16 protein-coding genes are annotated in these 15,516 nt (G+C 55.7%); 5 read left to right on the forward strand and 11 right to left on the reverse strand.

All coding sequences use genetic code 11. The features are described 5' to 3' along the window. Positions 1–27: 27 nt before the first annotated feature. Together EPD59_RS01800 and queA are read right to left on the reverse strand one after the other, a co-directional pair. Positions 28–711, reverse strand: a complete 684-nt coding sequence (locus EPD59_RS01800) for a 2-C-methyl-D-erythritol 4-phosphate cytidylyltransferase (protein ID WP_133271293.1) — start codon at positions 709–711, stop codon at positions 28–30. Positions 712–831: 120 nt separating this feature from the next. After that, positions 832–1,881, reverse strand: a complete 1,050-nt coding sequence (gene queA / locus EPD59_RS01805; RefSeq protein WP_133271294.1) for a tRNA preQ1(34) S-adenosylmethionine ribosyltransferase-isomerase QueA — start codon at positions 1,879–1,881, stop codon at positions 832–834. A gap of 251 nt (positions 1,882–2,132) precedes the next feature. On the opposite strand from queA, the gene EPD59_RS01810 reads away from it, so the two are divergent. From EPD59_RS01810 to EPD59_RS23090, 4 genes are all read left to right on the forward strand, one after another. Then, positions 2,133–3,398: an ABC transporter permease gene (locus tag EPD59_RS01810; protein ID WP_133271295.1), complete on the forward strand. Its 1,266-nt coding sequence runs from the start codon at positions 2,133–2,135 to the stop codon at positions 3,396–3,398. 198 nt (positions 3,399–3,596) lie between these two features. Continuing rightward, complete coding sequence (locus EPD59_RS01815) at positions 3,597–4,460, forward strand: LOG family protein (protein WP_133271296.1); 864 nt, start codon at positions 3,597–3,599, stop codon at positions 4,458–4,460. A 78-nt stretch (positions 4,461–4,538) separates the two neighbouring features. Next, positions 4,539–5,420: a lycopene cyclase family protein gene (locus tag EPD59_RS01820; RefSeq protein ID WP_165963439.1), complete on the forward strand. Its 882-nt coding sequence runs from the start codon at positions 4,539–4,541 to the stop codon at positions 5,418–5,420. Next, complete coding sequence (locus EPD59_RS23090) at positions 5,342–5,713, forward strand: lycopene cyclase family protein (RefSeq protein WP_262712949.1); 372 nt, start codon at positions 5,342–5,344, stop codon at positions 5,711–5,713. The genes EPD59_RS01820 and EPD59_RS23090 overlap by 79 nt, the downstream gene beginning before the upstream one ends. Positions 5,714–5,717: 4 nt before the next feature. Here the strand turns inward: EPD59_RS23090 and EPD59_RS01830 are convergent, their stop codons facing one another. The 3 genes from EPD59_RS01830 to EPD59_RS01840 form a co-directional block, all read right to left on the reverse strand. Further along, entirely contained in the window at positions 5,718–6,389 is a 672-nt protein-coding gene (locus tag EPD59_RS01830; RefSeq protein ID WP_240731570.1) for an ABC transporter ATP-binding protein, read from the reverse strand. Between the two features lie 162 nt (positions 6,390–6,551). Continuing rightward, positions 6,552–6,773, reverse strand: coding sequence for a DUF2795 domain-containing protein (locus EPD59_RS01835; RefSeq protein ID WP_019948259.1), 222 nt, complete (start codon positions 6,771–6,773; stop codon positions 6,552–6,554). A gap of 140 nt (positions 6,774–6,913) precedes the next feature. Beyond that, positions 6,914–8,218: a DUF349 domain-containing protein gene (locus EPD59_RS01840; RefSeq protein WP_133271300.1), complete on the reverse strand. Its 1,305-nt coding sequence runs from the start codon at positions 8,216–8,218 to the stop codon at positions 6,914–6,916. Between the two features lie 461 nt (positions 8,219–8,679). Here EPD59_RS01840 and ettA point away from each other — a divergent pair, with 461 nt between their 5' ends. Beyond that, on the forward strand, positions 8,680–10,341 hold the full coding sequence (gene ettA, locus EPD59_RS01845; protein ID WP_133271301.1) for an energy-dependent translational throttle protein EttA: 1,662 nt from the start codon (positions 8,680–8,682) through the stop codon (positions 10,339–10,341). A 136-nt stretch (positions 10,342–10,477) separates the two neighbouring features. Here ettA and EPD59_RS01850 read toward each other — a convergent pair whose 3' ends face one another. The 6 genes from EPD59_RS01850 to EPD59_RS01875 form a co-directional block, all read right to left on the reverse strand. After that, entirely contained in the window at positions 10,478–11,554 is a 1,077-nt protein-coding gene (locus EPD59_RS01850) for a hypothetical protein (RefSeq protein ID WP_133271302.1), read from the reverse strand. Next, positions 11,551–11,919, reverse strand: coding sequence for a hypothetical protein (locus EPD59_RS01855; protein ID WP_133271303.1), 369 nt, complete (start codon positions 11,917–11,919; stop codon positions 11,551–11,553). Before EPD59_RS01855 ends, EPD59_RS01850 begins: the two co-directional genes overlap by 4 nt. A gap of 85 nt (positions 11,920–12,004) precedes the next feature. Further along, complete coding sequence (locus EPD59_RS01860) at positions 12,005–13,390, reverse strand: amidohydrolase family protein (RefSeq protein ID WP_133271304.1); 1,386 nt, start codon at positions 13,388–13,390, stop codon at positions 12,005–12,007. Between the two features lie 12 nt (positions 13,391–13,402). Further along, complete coding sequence (locus tag EPD59_RS01865; protein ID WP_133271305.1) at positions 13,403–14,461, reverse strand: hypothetical protein; 1,059 nt, start codon at positions 14,459–14,461, stop codon at positions 13,403–13,405. A gap of 17 nt (positions 14,462–14,478) precedes the next feature. Next, the gene (locus EPD59_RS01870; RefSeq protein ID WP_133271306.1) at positions 14,479–14,742 is read right to left on the reverse strand and encodes a hypothetical protein; all 264 of its coding nucleotides are present in this window, start codon (positions 14,740–14,742) and stop codon (positions 14,479–14,481) included. A gap of 71 nt (positions 14,743–14,813) precedes the next feature. Further along, positions 14,814–15,437: a helix-turn-helix transcriptional regulator gene (locus EPD59_RS01875; protein WP_133271307.1), complete on the reverse strand. Its 624-nt coding sequence runs from the start codon at positions 15,435–15,437 to the stop codon at positions 14,814–14,816. Positions 15,438–15,516: the final 79 nt, after the last annotated feature.

Genomic DNA, 15,516 nt, shown 5'->3' on the forward strand with positions numbered 1-15,516 from the left:
GACCTAAGGTCACAGCACCACAGTGTACTACCGACTACGCAGAATGGCTTCGGCCAGCAGCATATCTTCTGGCGTCGTGATTTTGAGGTTGCGATAGTCGCCTTCTACCAAGTGAATGGGGTGCAGGTCTTCCACCACACTCGCGTCATCGGTGAAAGTAGGTAACTCCGGCAACCGATACGCTCGCCGCAGGAGCTCCAGATCAAAGCACTGAGGGGTCTGAACTAATCGCAAGCGGGAGCGGTCCATCGCATAAGAACCTTCTTTGGAGAGGCCGCGCACCGAGTCTTTGGGTGCCACGGCGGCTATGGCCGCGCCGTGCTCAGCAGCGGCCGCATATGTATTCTCAATGACTGCCGCCGATACCAATGGCCGCACGCCATCGTGCACCGCTACGATGCCTTCTGTATACGTAGCCAGATGTTTCAGTCCATTCCGCACGGATGCCCACCGAGAATGCCCCCCGCCCACCACGGCGTGCGGAATCGAGACCTGATGCCGGGTACAGAGGTGGTGCCACGTGTCAAACTGGTCGGGGGGCAAAACCACCACAAATTGCTGCACTCCTAGGCTGGTTTCGGCGAAGCGGCGCAGCGTATGCAGCAGCACGGGCTCCCCAAGCAACTCCAGAAACTGCTTCGGCTGACCCGCGCCCATGCGCGTGCCGCTGCCGCCAGCCACAAGTATAGCAAACCGATTAGGAGACGACATGAGCAACAGCTACGAGAGTGAAAAAGGAATATGATGAGCAACAAAAAGCCCGGCCACCAAAGGTAACCGGGCTTTTCGGTGAAGACGAAGAAAGATAGTATCTAACTTCTGACTTCTAGTTTACAGAATCAACATCGCGTCGCCGTAGCTGAAGAAACGATACTTCTCCTTAATAGCTACTTTGTACGCTTCCGCCAACAGATCGTAGCCAGCAAAAGCGGCCGTCATCATCATCAGCGTGCTCTCCGGCGTATGGAAGTTGGTGAGCAGGGTATTAGCAATTTTGAACTCGTACGGCGGGAAAATAAACCGGTCGGTCCAGCCTTGGTTGGCTTTCAGACGGTTGTGGGCCGATACCGATGACTCCAGCGCCCGCATGGTGGTGGTACCCACGGAGCACACGCGCTTTTTGGCATCCAGCGCCTTATTTACAATAATGGCCGCCTCCGCAGGAACGATGAAGTTCTCAGAGTCCATCTTATGCTTGGTCAGGTCTTCCACATCCACCGGACGGAAAGTGCCCAAACCAACGTGTAGCGTAACGGCAGTAGTTTCTACTCCTTTGATTTCCAGGCGCTTCAGTACCTCGCGGGTAAAGTGCAGGCCCGCCGAAGGAGCGGCTACGGCACCAATGTGCTTAGCATAAATGGTCTGATAACGCTCTTTGTCGGCCGGCTCAGCATCGCGGGTGATAGCCTCGCGGGGCAGCGGCGTTTCGCCTAAATCGTGGAGGGCTTTATAAAATTCTTCATCAGGACCATCAAACAAAAACTTGATAGTACGGCCCCGAGATGTGGTGTTGTCGATAACCTCGGCCACCATGTCGCTTTCGCCGAAGTACAATTTATTGCCTACCCGGATTTTACGGGCCGGATCAACGAGTACGTCCCACAGATGGCTTTCTTTATTTAGCTCGCGCAGCAAAAACACTTCAATTTTTGCTCCTGTCTTTTCTTTATTGCCATATAGCCGCGCCGGAAACACCTTCGTGTCATTCATCACGAACACGTCGCCGTCATTGAAATACTCAATAATGTCTTTGAAAATACGGTGTTCGATTTTGCCAGTATCGCGGTGTACTACCATCAAGCGCGACTCGTCGCGGTTTTTGGCCGGGTGCTGCGCCAGCAGGTTCTCGGGCAGGTCAAATTTAAACTCGGACAGTTTCATGGTCGGATATGGGCAATAGGGGGGGAAGCTAACAAAAATTTCAGGGGGCAAAAGTACGTAGAATGGCCGGATTAATCGTTATTTTTCGCTCGGAATCAGCATAGAATGCTCAAATAGCTGAACAGCTAACTGATTGTAATAGTGGCAGGTTAAATACATATCTTGCTCCATTGCTACCCGCTGAACTACTGCCCAGTCGATAATGTAGTAGTTCAGCTAGCCAACCCTTTAGCTACTTAACCTCTCGCTCCATGCTCGCCCTGCGCCTGACACTGGAAAGCTTCCGCTTCGCGTGGCAAGCTCTCAAATCCAATTTGCTGCGCACCATTCTCTCATTGTTGGGCGTCACGGTGGGCATTTTTGCCATCATCGCTGTTTTTACCGTTGTAGATTCGCTAGAGTCCAACATCCGGCAGAGCATGGATTTTCTGGGCGAAAAGGTGATTTACGTTGGTAAGTGGCCCTGGAAATTTGAGCCTAATCAGCCTTGGTGGAAATACTTCAACCGCCCTGTGCCTACCCAGCGCGAGTTTCGCTCCATTGAGCGCACCCTCGACCCCAATAGTCATATGGGAATGGCTATTATGGCTAACACGGGCGGAAACACCCTGAAAGCGGGAAATAACAGCCTCACCGACTGTAATTTGCAAGGTGTGAGCTACGAATTCCAACAGGTTTCCAAGGTTCCTATTGGGGAGGGGCGCTATTTTACCCCCCAGGAAATTGATCTTTCTCGCAACGTCGCCATCATTGGGGCCGACATCGCCGAAAACCTGTTTGGCGGCAGTTCAGCCTTAGGTCGGGAATTCACGGCACGTGGGCGAAAGTTCACCGTGATTGGGGTGATGAAAAAAGAAGGAAAGAAACTGATTGACACGCCTAGCAACGACACTAATTGCCTGATTCCATTTGGCATGTTCAGTCAGATCTTTGCCATCAATAGCGGAAGCGGTGGAAGCGGCGTAACTCCCAGCATTATTGTGAAGGGCCGCGAAGACGATCAGAACCTCACCAACTTAGAGTCGGAGCTACAGGGAGCACTGCGGAATATTCGGGGGCTCAAGCCCCGCGAGGAAGACAACTTCGCCCTGAACCGACCCGAAATGTTTGGAGAGCTCATCTCCAAGCTGTTCTCTGTAATTGGGGTGGCGGGCGCCGTTATTGGCAGTTTTGCCATGCTGGTGGGCGGCTTCGGCATTGCCAACATCATGTTCGTGTCGGTGAAGGAGCGCACCAATATTATTGGTATTCAGAAATCACTGGGGGCCAAAAATTACTTTATACTGTTTCAGTTTCTGTTCGAAGCTATTTTTCTGTGCTTGATTGGCGGCGCAGCCGGCATCTTTCTGGTCTTTCTGATCACGCTGATTCCGCAGGAATCGCTGCCTCTGTTTCTCTCGGCTGGCAACGTGACGCTGGGCCTCACCGTATCGGTGGTCATCGGTATTCTAGCCGGTATTATTCCGGCGGTTCTGGCTTCCAACCTCGATCCGGTTATTGCCATCCGCTCGAAGTAAAACAGCGGGAGTAAGTAGGCTCCTCCTATTGGACAACAGAGCCAAACCCTTATCTTGCACGCCCCGGTTTTGGGTAGAGGGCAATTGCGCGTTTTGGTCGCTAGGCTTCTGATTATCTTTCATTTTCTTTAAAAACAGGCTCGCGGCACCCAAAAGTGCTTGCTAATTCCCGTAAGCGGGCTCAAAAGTGCAGTATCTATGACTAAGCTTAAAAAAACCAGTCGGACCAAAATCCACGACGAGACCCTGAATGCAGGGAGTGGGCAGACCATTAGTCAGCCCAATGTGAACGATAATAAGGTGACCTCCATCAGCGAAATTCGGGAGCAGACCAGCGGGCAGCGTACCCTACAGCTTGATGATGAGCAGCGCATCCGGCGCGCGTTCGTGGATAAGGACTGGAACGAGATTAAGATTGCCGACTCCTGGCAGATCTTCAAGGTGATGGCTGAGTTCGTAGAGGGCTTTGAGAAGATGAGCAAAATCGGCCCCTGCGTGTCCATTTTTGGTTCGGCACGTACCAAGCCCGATAACCCTTATTACCAGATGGCTGAGGAGATCGCGGCCAAACTCGTGCGGCACGGCTACGGCGTCATCACGGGTGGCGGGCCGGGTATTATGGAAGCCGGCAACAAAGGTGCGCGCTCCGAGGGTGGTCGGTCAGTAGGGCTCAATATTGAGTTACCCTTCGAGCAGTTTCATAATATCTACATCGACCCCGATAAGGTTATCAACTTCGACTACTTCTTCGTGCGGAAGGTGATGTTCGTGAAGTACGCTCAGGGCTTCATTGGCATGCCCGGCGGCTTCGGTACCTTGGACGAGCTGTTTGAAGCTATCACGCTGATTCAAACCAAGAAAATAGGGCGTTTCCCTATCGTGCTGGTTGGGTCGCGTTACTGGGAAGGCATGTTCAAATGGATTGAAGAAGTGATGCTGCACGAAGAGCACAATATCTCCGCCGAGGATATGCAACTGGTGCAAATTGTGGATGATGCAGCTTCGGCCGTCAAAATCATCGACGATTTCTACTCCAAGTACCTGCTCTCGCCAAACTTCTAATACGGAAACAAGCTCAGGTATTAAGCCGTTATTTGAACCGGCGACGGAAATGCTTCCGTCGCCGGTTTTTTTGTGTTTGTGCAAACTGATTTCGACTATTTGATAGTGGGTGGTGGGGCCGCTGGTCTGAGTCTGGCGTATGCGCTGGCCCAGGAGCCGCGCCTGCACGATAAGCGGGTACTGTTGTTGGAACCGGCAGCCAAAGACCAAAATGACCGCACATGGTCGTTCTGGGCAGATGCGCCATCGCCGTTTGATAGTATCGTCGCCCACGAATGGCAGCAGCTGGCCTTTCGTAGTCCGGGCTTCGAGCGAGTATTTCCGCTTCGTCGCCACCGCTATAAAATGATTCGGGGCCTGGATTTCTACCAGTTCGTACATGCCGCGCTGGCCGACAATCCACAGTTTACGCTGATGCGCGCTACTGTCGATAATCTCGAAAATTTGCCCCCCGCCGGCGTGGTAGCGAGTACCATTGAAGGAAATTTCACGGCCCGATACGCCTTCGATAGTCGCCCGCCAAGTATTGATAAGCGGCCCGATAAGCACCGCTACCTGCTCCAGCATTTTGTGGGCTGGGAGGTAGAAACTGACCAGGATGTGTTCGACCCGGAAACCGTGGAATTCATGGATTTTCGGGGGCCACAATACCAAGAGCCGCGCTTTATGTACGTGCTGCCTTTCAGTCGGCGCCGGGCGCTAATAGAGTACACGCTATTCTCGGGCGACCTACTGCCCAAAGCTGCCTACGAAGCGGCGATGCACGACTACCTAACTACCACGCTCGGGGTAAAAACCTACCGCATAGCGGCGGAAGAAGTCGGCGCTATTCCCATGACCGATCATCCGCTGGCCGCCCGTCGGGGGCAAATATTATCAATCTGGGGACGCGCGCCGGGCGGGCTAAGCCAAGTACGGGCTACGCATTCAAACGCATTCAGGCGCATACGGCCCGCTTAGTAGAAGCGCTGGCCACCACCGGCACGCCGCCGCCCGACCCAACCGGCGACCGGTGGCAATTTCGCCTTTTCGATACCTTACTGCTCGATATCATGCAGCGCAAGGGCGAAACCACTCGCGATATCTTTACCGAGTTATTTCAGCACAACCCGGTGGAGCGCATCTTCGACTTCCTAGATGAGCGGACTTCCTGGATTGAGAACTTTCAGGTGATGAACTCGGTGACGCCGTGGCCATTTATGCGTTCTATCGGGCAGGTAGTACGAGGCACACCAGGGAAACGAGACGAGTAGTTGCCTAAGAAATAGGCTCGATCCGCAGGCTGTCCTCGCTTTCCAGATATGCTTTTGCCCCCCGCACGCTCTCGGGCGTGAGCACTTCCAATACGGGCTCTGGAAGCGACAAATTCAGTAAGTAGCCCATCATGGGGGGCAAATTATCGAGGTCGTGGGTGATGCAGAGCACGGTTTTGCCAGCTTCCAGCACCCAGCTTTGTAGCAGGTCAAACACCCGGCGACGGTAATACACGTCGAGCTGTTGGGTGGGCTCATCGAGGAGGTAAAGCTGGGCGTCTTGCAGCGCCAGTTGCGCCAGCCACACTAGCTGTTGCTCGCCCCCGGATAGGAGCGTAAAGTCGCGGTGAGCAAGGTGAGCGGCACCCACGCGGGCCAACGCTTCATCGGCCAGGGTGTAATCGGTGGGGCCGTAGGCACTCAGGAAACGCTGGTGACGGAAGCGACCCATTACGACCAGTTCACGCACTTCAATGGGAAAGCTAACCGTATTGCGCTGGGGCAGATGGGCCAATAAACCACTGGCTGCCGGCTGGCGCTCAGTGCGCAGGTCGTGGCCAAATATGTGCGCGCTGCCCTGATAAGGAATTCGGCCCGTAAGGGCTTTGAAGAGTGTGCTTTTACCGCAGCCATTGTGCCCCACAATGGCTACAAAAGCCGGCGCCGGAACACACAAAAAAAGGTTGCGGAGCAGAACGCGATGTTCATACCCCGCAACCAGATTCTGTATTGCTAAAGGAGCTGAGAGTTGAGTGCTGGCGGTTGAAGCAGACTGACTGTCGGGTATACCACTCATCCAATCCGTTCTGACTTCGGCTGCTAACTCCTGACTTCTTTCTTAGTACTCGTCTTCATTAAACATGAAGTCTTCCTTGGTCGGGTAGTCCGGCCAAACTTCTTCAATGTTCTCGTACGGTTGGCCGTCATCCTCCAATGCCTGCAGGTTTTCCACCACTTCCATCGGGGCACCCGAGCGGATGGAGTAATCAATCAGTTCATCCTTGGTGGCGGGCCAGGGGGCATCTTCCAGGTAGGAAGCAAGTTCCAGAGTCCAATACATAATGGTGTGCTACAAAAAAAGTGGGCAAAATAAAGTTGTAAGTAGCCGGTGAGCAAAAACCCGGCCGGCCGAAAACGCCTGCCAAAGCGGCGCAACAGCGTTTGCTTCCCGACAACGTAAAAAGTGTTGTAAGGTTCAGCCTAAGCCGCTAGACGCTTGCGCAACAGTTCGATAAGATCGGTTTTTGTGCGGATTTTTCGCTCAAATCCGCGGATTTTTCCTTCCAACATATTGCGGAAAGTTTCGTTGCCGGGTGAGTCATTGAGTTTGCCCAAGTTCTCTTGTAGCACTTCCAACTCCTGCTTGTCGTACTTAATAAAATCGCGTAGAGCCTGCACACGGGTGTTTACCTGGTCTTCCGGCAAGCCTGTCTCCTGGGTATTCGGCTGGCGCTTCCGGATAAAGTGCTCCAAAGCGCTCATCTCAAATACCTTATCACAGGCCATGATGAACTGCTCCCACACGCGGTCAGATTCTTCACCGCGTACGGGACCCACCTTTTTCCAGGCGGCCTGCAACTCCTTTGCGCGTGCCACTGCCGCCGACATAGGCTGATTGAGCAACCCTTCGGCCTCGGCAACCAAGGCCCGCTTGCGGCTTAGGTTGTCGTCCATGTAGCCGTCTTTGGCATCTACCCGCTTGGTGCTGATGTGCTCTTTCAGACGGTCGAAGAAGTGGTTGTGGGCAGCCCGAAAGCGCGTCCACAACTCGTTGGCTTGTTTGCGAGGCAAAGAGCCCCCCACCTCTTTCCAGTCTTGTTGCAGCTGCTTGAGTTGGCGGGTGGTTTCTTCAAAGTCCTCCGAGTTTTGGATAGCCTCCGACTTGCGAATCAGGTCGCGGTACTTATCCACTACCCGATTAGACATAGCCTTTTTATCGGCTAGAAATTCTTTCTTGCGCACGAAAAACTGATCCACGGCTTCGCGGAAGCGGTTTTCCAGCTCTTCGGTGAGGTGCTTTTCTACGGGGCCAGTCTTTATCCAGGCTTGGCGCAACTCCTGAAGCTTCTCGCCGGCCGTTTGCCAGTCGATGCTGTCGCGCAGGGCTTCGGCCTCCTGAATAAGCGTAATCTTGGTATTTAGATTCTTCTCACGGTTGCGCGCCACGGTAAGCTTGATGCCTTCCTCGGCCTCGGTGAGGCGGCGGTGCAGGCTCGCAAAGTCGCCGAGGCCATCATAGCTGGCCATCTGCTCCTTTAGGTGCAGGGCCTTCATCAGGAAAGAGCCTTTGTTCTCCGATTCCTCAATCTTGGTCAGGAGCTCTTCTACTTTGGCCCGAAAGCTCTCGAAGCGCTGAGCAAAGTACTGAAGCGAAGCCTCCTCGGATTCTTTAACCTGCCCAACCTGACGGGCCGGCAAATCCATAAACGAGCGTAGCCACACTTGGTCGCCCTCGACGTAGCCGTAGCGCCGGGCTTCGGCCAGCAGGTGATCTTGTGGTTCCATACTATATGATAATAATAACGCGAAAGCGGCTAGGTGGTGGGATCGGAAGGGTAAAGAAACGGTATTAGCTGACTACAAGTTTACGGGATGAAAAGCACATTCGCTGCCTGTGAAACCCTGGGTTTAAACGGCGGAAACTTAGGGCAAGCTGCCTACCTTTGGCCGGCTCGCCGAGTTAGCCAAGGTTATCTGAACCGAACGTAAGCCAACGCCGCAAGGTTAGGCCGCGGGTGGGGAACCAAGTTGAAACAGGCGAATTGATCTAAGAGCTTCTCTAGCAGAACGTCATGCAGAGCGGCCGCGACGCATCTCGCGTGCTGATGTCTGATTAGCACTCCCGTCAAACACGCGAGATGCGTCGCGGCCGCTCTGCATGACCGCCTTTTTATGAGGAATCTGACTGTCCACGCAGCTTGGTTTGTTGTCTAAAAACTTTAAAAAAGCCCCCCAATCCCATTTCTATGAGCGAAACGATCATCTTCTCCATGGCCGGCGTGAGCAAAGTGTATCCGCCCCAGAAACAGGTTCTCAAAAATATTTACCTCTCCTTTTTTTACGGTGCCAAAATCGGCGTGCTTGGTCTGAACGGCTCGGGTAAGTCGTCGCTGCTGAAAGTAATTGCCGGCGTCGATAAGCAGATTCAGGGCGAAGTAGTGTGGTCGCCGGGCTACTCAGTGGGCTATCTGGAGCAGGAACCCCAGCTTGACCCCGCCAAAACGGTGATGGAAGTAGTGCAGGAAGGCGCCGCCGAAACGGTAGCCTTACTTAAGGAATTTGATGAAATCAACGAAGCTTTCGGAGCCGAAGATGCTGATTTCGACAAGTTGTTGGAACGCCAAGGCGCAGTGCAGGAGCGCCTCGACCAGCTCGACGCCTGGAACCTGGATAGCAAGCTGGAGCGCGCCATGGACGCCCTGCGCACGCCCGACGGCGACGCCATCGTAGGCAACCTGTCTGGGGGTGAAAAGCGCCGCGTAGCCCTCTGCCGCCTGCTTTTGCAAGAACCCGACGTACTTCTGCTCGACGAGCCCACCAACCACCTCGACGCTGAAAGCGTGCTGTGGCTGGAGCAGCACTTGCAGCAGTATAAGGGCACCGTGATTGCCGTAACCCACGACCGCTACTTCCTCGACAACGTGGCCGGCTGGATTCTGGAGCTGGACCGCGGCGAGGGCATTCCGTGGAAGGGCAATTATTCCTCATGGCTGGAGCAGAAGTCGAACCGCTTGGCGCAAGAGGAAAAAACCGAGAGCAAGCGCCAGAAAACCTTACAGCGTGAGCTGGAATGGGTACGCATGTCGCCCAAAGCCCGCCAAGCTAAGAGCAAGGCTCGCGTGGCTGGCTACGACAAGCTGGTGAGTGCTGATGTAAAAGAAAAGGAGCAGAAGCTGGAGCTATTTATTCCAGACGGTCCCCGTTTGGGTGGGCAAGTAATTGAGGCTCATCATATTTCCAAAGCTTTCGGCGACAAGCTCTTATTTGAAAACCTGAGCTTTGCCCTGCCCCAGGGTGGTATTGTCGGCATCATCGGACCGAACGGAGCGGGTAAATCCACACTGTTTCGTCTCATCACCAACCAGTTAGAGGCTGACGCGGGCACCTTCGAAGTCGGCCCCACGGTACAGACGGCCTATGTGGATCAGCAGCACGACACGCTCGACCCGAATAAGTCAGTGTTCGAGACTATCTCTGGTGGTACCGAAACGATGCTGCTGGCGGGTCGGCCAGTGAATGCTCGGGCGTACGTGAGCAACTTCAACTTCCGCGGCGGCGACCAGGAAAAGAAAGTAGGTATGCTGTCGGGTGGAGAGCGCAACCGCGTGCATTTGGCCACTACACTAAAGCAGGGGGCAAATTTGCTCCTGCTTGACGAGCCCACCAACGACTTGGACGTGAATGCCATCCGGGCACTGGAAGACGCGCTGGAGAACTTCGCCGGTTGCGCCGTCATCATCAGCCACGACCGTTGGTTCCTCGACCGTTTGGCCACGCACATTCTGGCCTTCGAGGGCAACTCGGAAGTAGTTTGGTTTGAGGGCAACTTCTCGGATTATGAAGAAGCTAAAAAGAAACGCTTGGGCGATGTAGAGCCCAAGCGCGTGCGGTATAAGAAGCTGGGATAATCGTCCGCTTTTTGTAGGTACTCAACATATTATCAGCAAAAGCCCCCAGCACTTACTATTTGTGTTGGGGGCTTTTTTGGTGAAAGTAGCTGGCACCATGCCACTTGCAGTAAGCCAGTGTAGCCGTAGCTAGCGGCTACGGGTTCTTGAGGCGGGCTGCATCAGCAATATCCCACCGAAGCCCGGCAAATAAAATAGCCGCTGATTTACCATCGTTTGGGGCTTTGCGCCCCAGGCTGGTGGCTATCCAGATACCTTCGGAAGCCCTGAACTCCAGGCCGCCCGCCCACTCAGCGCCCGAGCTGGCTACATTGGGCAGCGGGTTGCTATGGTTAGTGCCTGTCACCTCGACAAAGAAATTAACCGTACCTGACCCGAACAAGGCGCGTGCACCATACTGGAGCTGGTTGTCGGTTTGGGTGGGGCCATTCAGCTCCGGGGTTTGCTGTTGGCAAGTGTAGCGCACCTGGCCTACCAGCTGCCCCGATTTGCCCCCCAGTGGCAGCGCGCCCGTAGCCCACACGCTCCAGCCCAGCCAGCGACTATCAGTAGCTGGCAGTATACTCGATTCATTGAGCCGCCACCCGCTGGCAGCAGCCAATGCCAGACCCGCGCGGTTCCAATTGTCTTTGCGCCACTGTTTGCGGTAGGCTATTACCTTTTCTTTGGCGGCGGCAAAGGCGAGGTCAGCATCATCGGGGTCATCGGGCAGACCTGCTTCTAACAACTTACGCACTTGGCGTGTGTACACTGAGTCTAGCATGGGGTCGCTGTGGTCGATTAGGGTTAAGCGGAAGCCGAAGCCTAGGTCAGTAGCGTTGGCGTCGCCGCCCGTGCGCACGCTGCCCCCCGATACCTGGGCGTTGTAGAGAACATATTTGCGCCAGTTCGTCTGGTATTCTTTCACATCTACGCTGCCGCCCAGCAGCGCATAGGGCGCTACGGCTACGGCCAGCCCTTGCTTTACCCGACCCGCTGAGTCAACCCCGTTTGCCAGCTCCGTAGCCAGTGCGCGCGGCGTTACGGGGCGCGTCACGTTGTTGGCACTGCCCCCTACAAAGGTGAGGGCCGGCAGCTCGGGAATAGCATAAGGCGTCAGTTTTTCCTGACTGCCCTGCGCTACTAGCTGGACGGCCAGCTGTGGGGCCAGCACCAGCCAAAGCGTGAGGAGCCAAGTCGTGCGGAATGGCAGAAGGTTCAATTGGCTGTTCATACAGTTAGCTCCAAAGTGTTTTTTCGCTGATCGAAGCCATCCTCATCCGTGGTGCCTCGCAGGGAGAAGGCTCCGTCCTGCAGTGGCCGGCCGTTCTGCAGAACCTCTATCTCGATGCGGTACGCGGTGTGGCTGTTGCCGCTCAGCCACACTAAATATCTGATTTCGCTGCCCGGCGGTAGGGGGCCCACGGTATGCATGTGGGTAGAAGGGTTGCTGGTTTCATCATCCGTACCGGTGGCAAAGATGCTGGGCTTCTCGTCGCCCGGTCGTTTGTACCAAAGCCGATAAGCCACCACGTGGGGCGAGTGAAACGTGATGGCAAAAGTTATCGGCTGGGCGGGGTCAATTTTGATGGCTGGCATAGGAAGGAAAGTTGGCAGTGAATAAGTGAGTCGTTTCAGTACCTCTGCAGGCTGGCAAGCTTCCGTCCTGCTCTTGCGCCCTTTTTTAGATGGAAACGGGCAGCGGCCGCAGGCCGGGCTCAGGCGGCAGGGCCGGCGCATAGGCTCGCCTACAGATCGGCTGGCCTATCCGCTCCACGGGCACATAAAACTCAGAGTGCAGAAAGCAGGTCGGATTATCGGTGGCCAGGCGTTGCCAGGAGGAGGGCGCATCGGCTTCGGGGGGCATTTTTAGCAAATACTGCATTAGCTCGCCAGCCAGCGTTTGCTCGGCTTGCAGGCGCGAAACCATGAAGAAGTCGGTGCCAAACAGCAGCCGGTCGCGGTAAGGTGACTGCTGACTCAGATCGGCGGCCAACGTTTGGAATAGCTCATTTTCCGCCCGCCCCCGAAACACGACTGGCCCTTCGGCCAGGGTAAAGGCTACATCGGTGTACACGTTGGGATACTTGCGCATGAGCCACCGCACGCCCGCGTACCAGTTGGCAGGAGCCTCTTCCGGTAGCTGGGCCGCGGCGGGCGACTGGGGGGCTTTTTCCTGGGCTTTGAGGTAGGCTAGAATTTCGTCGCCGCCGCCATAGTGCGCCAGACACAGTTTCAACTCGGGGTAGCGGGCCAGCACCAGGTCGTAGAGGCGAGGCTCCAGCAGCAGATCACTAAATACGTCGTTGCGGAAGCTGAAGCGCCCTTCCTCCACTGGGAGCGGAAATTCGTTGTCGCCCAGCTTAAAGGGCTTACCCGGTTCCGTAGCTTCCGCAATACGCTGGCGCAGCGCCGGCGGCAGGGGGGGCCAGCGCAAGTGGGGGGCTAATTCGCCCTGGTAATAAATGCCACCGCGCGAGCAGTGGGTGAGCACCGGCACCTGATGCTTTTGGGCAAACGCATACACCAGATCCAGGCGCTCATCGAAGGGAAAAAAGCCGAGCGAAGGATACAGCTTCAACCCAACGAAACCCCGCTTCAGCCACTTTTCCGCGAAAGCCAGATTTTGCGCCGCCGTACCCATGCGCGGGTCGAGGCACAGGAAGGGCAAGCACGTATTCGGGTGGCGCTTGCGTACTTCCAGCAGTTGCCAGAGCTGGGTGTCGTAGTTGAGCGTAGCGGCTCCCGCGCCCATATAATCCATATTCAAAGCCAGCAGTACAAAGCGGGTTCCGGCCGGATAGTGCGGCTGCAGCTGTTGCTCGAATACGCTCACTTGGGATATGCCGCTGCCAATTTCCAGAAAGGCCGCATAGCGTTGGAGCAAGGGCAGTCGGAATCTTTTGCCGAACAGGTTGGTCAGTTTCACGAGCAGCGTAGTGGCCCCCGGCACCTTCAGCACGGCGCGTAGCACCGAGCCCAGCCGCCGCCCCGTGTACATATCCAGAAACCTCAGCGGGGCGCAATCCAGGTTAAAGACGTGCGCGTGGCAGTTGTAGAGATTGCTCATAGCAAAAGCTGGTCAGCTAGGCTCTTTGGGAGAAGTAGCAGTGGCAGTGGGTGGGCGCAAACCCTGGTTGCGCATGTTCACGAGACGGTTGAGCAGCTCAAACCAGAAGGGCGCCCCAAAGGACAGCGCCGCCCCCGTCAGGAGCCAGCCCAGGCCGGTAAGCCACCACGGCTGTTGCAGGTTGGGGGCAGTAGTAGCCGGTGGCGCAGCCCGCAAAACGAGGCCGCCGCGCGTTGGCAGCTGGAGGAGTGTGTCGCGCTGCCACTGCACCACAGCGGCCGGCACTACTGATTGCAGGCTGTCAGCGGCTGGTGAGGGTAGTAGGTCCCGCTGGTGATGGACCCAGTAGGCGGGCCGCACTATGGTGCCCGTAGTGCGTTCACCTCTGATCCGGCGCCACATTCGCTGACTCCGGGTGGGTGCATGGGCCACTGCCGGTTGGTACGTGAAAAAGGAGTCGGGCAGCTTCGTACTGTCGACGGTGGGCGGTATCGTCCAGCCGATGGGATAGCCGTGGCGCTGCAGGCCCTTAGTCAGCGAGTCGGCCTGGTTGATGAACGCCCGCACCTGTTGTTTGGTGCTTAGAGAGTCGGGGGGCTTATTGCCAGTAGAAGGCAGTGCAGCAACTCTAGCTCGGGCCACCACTTCGGTTGCATAATCGGCTACGCGGCGGCGCTCCTCGGCGTGCTCCCAGAAGTAGCGGGCCACGTAGAGCGAATCGAGGTTGCACACTATTGCCAGCAGTAAGCCCAAGGCAAATAAATACGGCCTGATTTCGCGCTTATACCAGCCCGTAACCCGCTCCATGTAGTTATCATACCATACAGCCAGCCCGCGCACAAATTCAGCAAATACCTTTTCGTCGCCTACTGCTCCGGCAACGGTACAACCCTGGGCATTGAGCAACAGGCTTTGCAGCAGCCGTTTAAAATCGCCGGGCGAGACGTGTGCCAAGCCCGCTTCAAACTTCGCCAACGCCGTTGCCTGGCCCGCGCCCGGATCGGTAACTTGGTACTCGTATTCGCCGCTGGGCTGCTGCACAAACTCGTGGGTGCGGGCTTCGTCAATCACTAAATCGACAATGGCTTTTACGAATACACTGGACGGAACATAGGTTGGGGGCGTTTGGTGGTTTGCGCCAGCATATCCACGCTGGGGTGCCGATACATCAGCTCAGCCCAGTTTTTGTCGTTGCCGCTGTTGAGGGCCTTAGTAAGCTGGTAGCGCAGAAATCGCCCCCGCAAATTGATTTTGCTCGCAATCAACTCAAACCCCGACAGCACTACCTGGCTGAAAAACAAGTATAGCAAGGCCAGTGAGATAGCAACTTCCAGGATAGGGATAAGCGACATATCGATACCTCTTATTGGCCTGACAATCCGATTCCTGGCGCGCCACGGTACTTCCCGTCAATTATGAGATTTTACGCTGCCACCCAGCCCTCCCGCATGGCCTGTACTACCAGGCCAACCAGTGTTTTGGCTCCCGTTTTTTGCAGCAAGGCTCGGCGGTGGCTTTCTACGGTGCGCACACTCAGAAAAAGGCGGTCGGCTATTTCCTGGTTACAGTGGTCGGCAATTACAAGGCGTAATACTTCCAGCTCGCGGCGGCTGAAAGGTGTGGGCGGTGCGCTCCGCCGAGCCTTTCGGGCTGGGCAGCAAAATGCTTCAGTGGGATAAAGCAGATTACCAACGCACTTTATTACTTCCGTAGGCGTCGCGCGACGTGGAAGTAACGTGTAGCCCATTTGCGCCAATAGGTTGCAGGTAGCGGTGGGCAGGCGTCGTCTGGTGAGCACTACTAGCCGCTGCTGGTTGTGGGCGCCGTGCAGTTGCAGCAGTTGCGGCAACAAGCCGGAATCGGCCGCCATGGCATCGACAATAACCAAGGCGAAGCGCTGCTGCGCTAGCAGCTTCAGAAGCTGGTCGGGGTCGGGGAGGGTGCAGATGCGCAGAGCCGGCCATGTTTCGCGCAGCATAGCAATCAGGCCCAGGCGATACAGCGTGGGTGAGGCAGCAACTAGCACATCCCCTGCGGGTATAGTCATGTAATTTGCTAAGTCAATCCATGTATAAAAATGAAATGGGGTAGCAAAAGGTGATAGAGAGTGGCGCGGGTATTTGTAT

Source organism: Hymenobacter radiodurans, from assembly GCF_004355185.1.
Taxonomy (GTDB): Bacteria; Bacteroidota; Bacteroidia; order Cytophagales; family Hymenobacteraceae; genus Hymenobacter; species Hymenobacter radiodurans.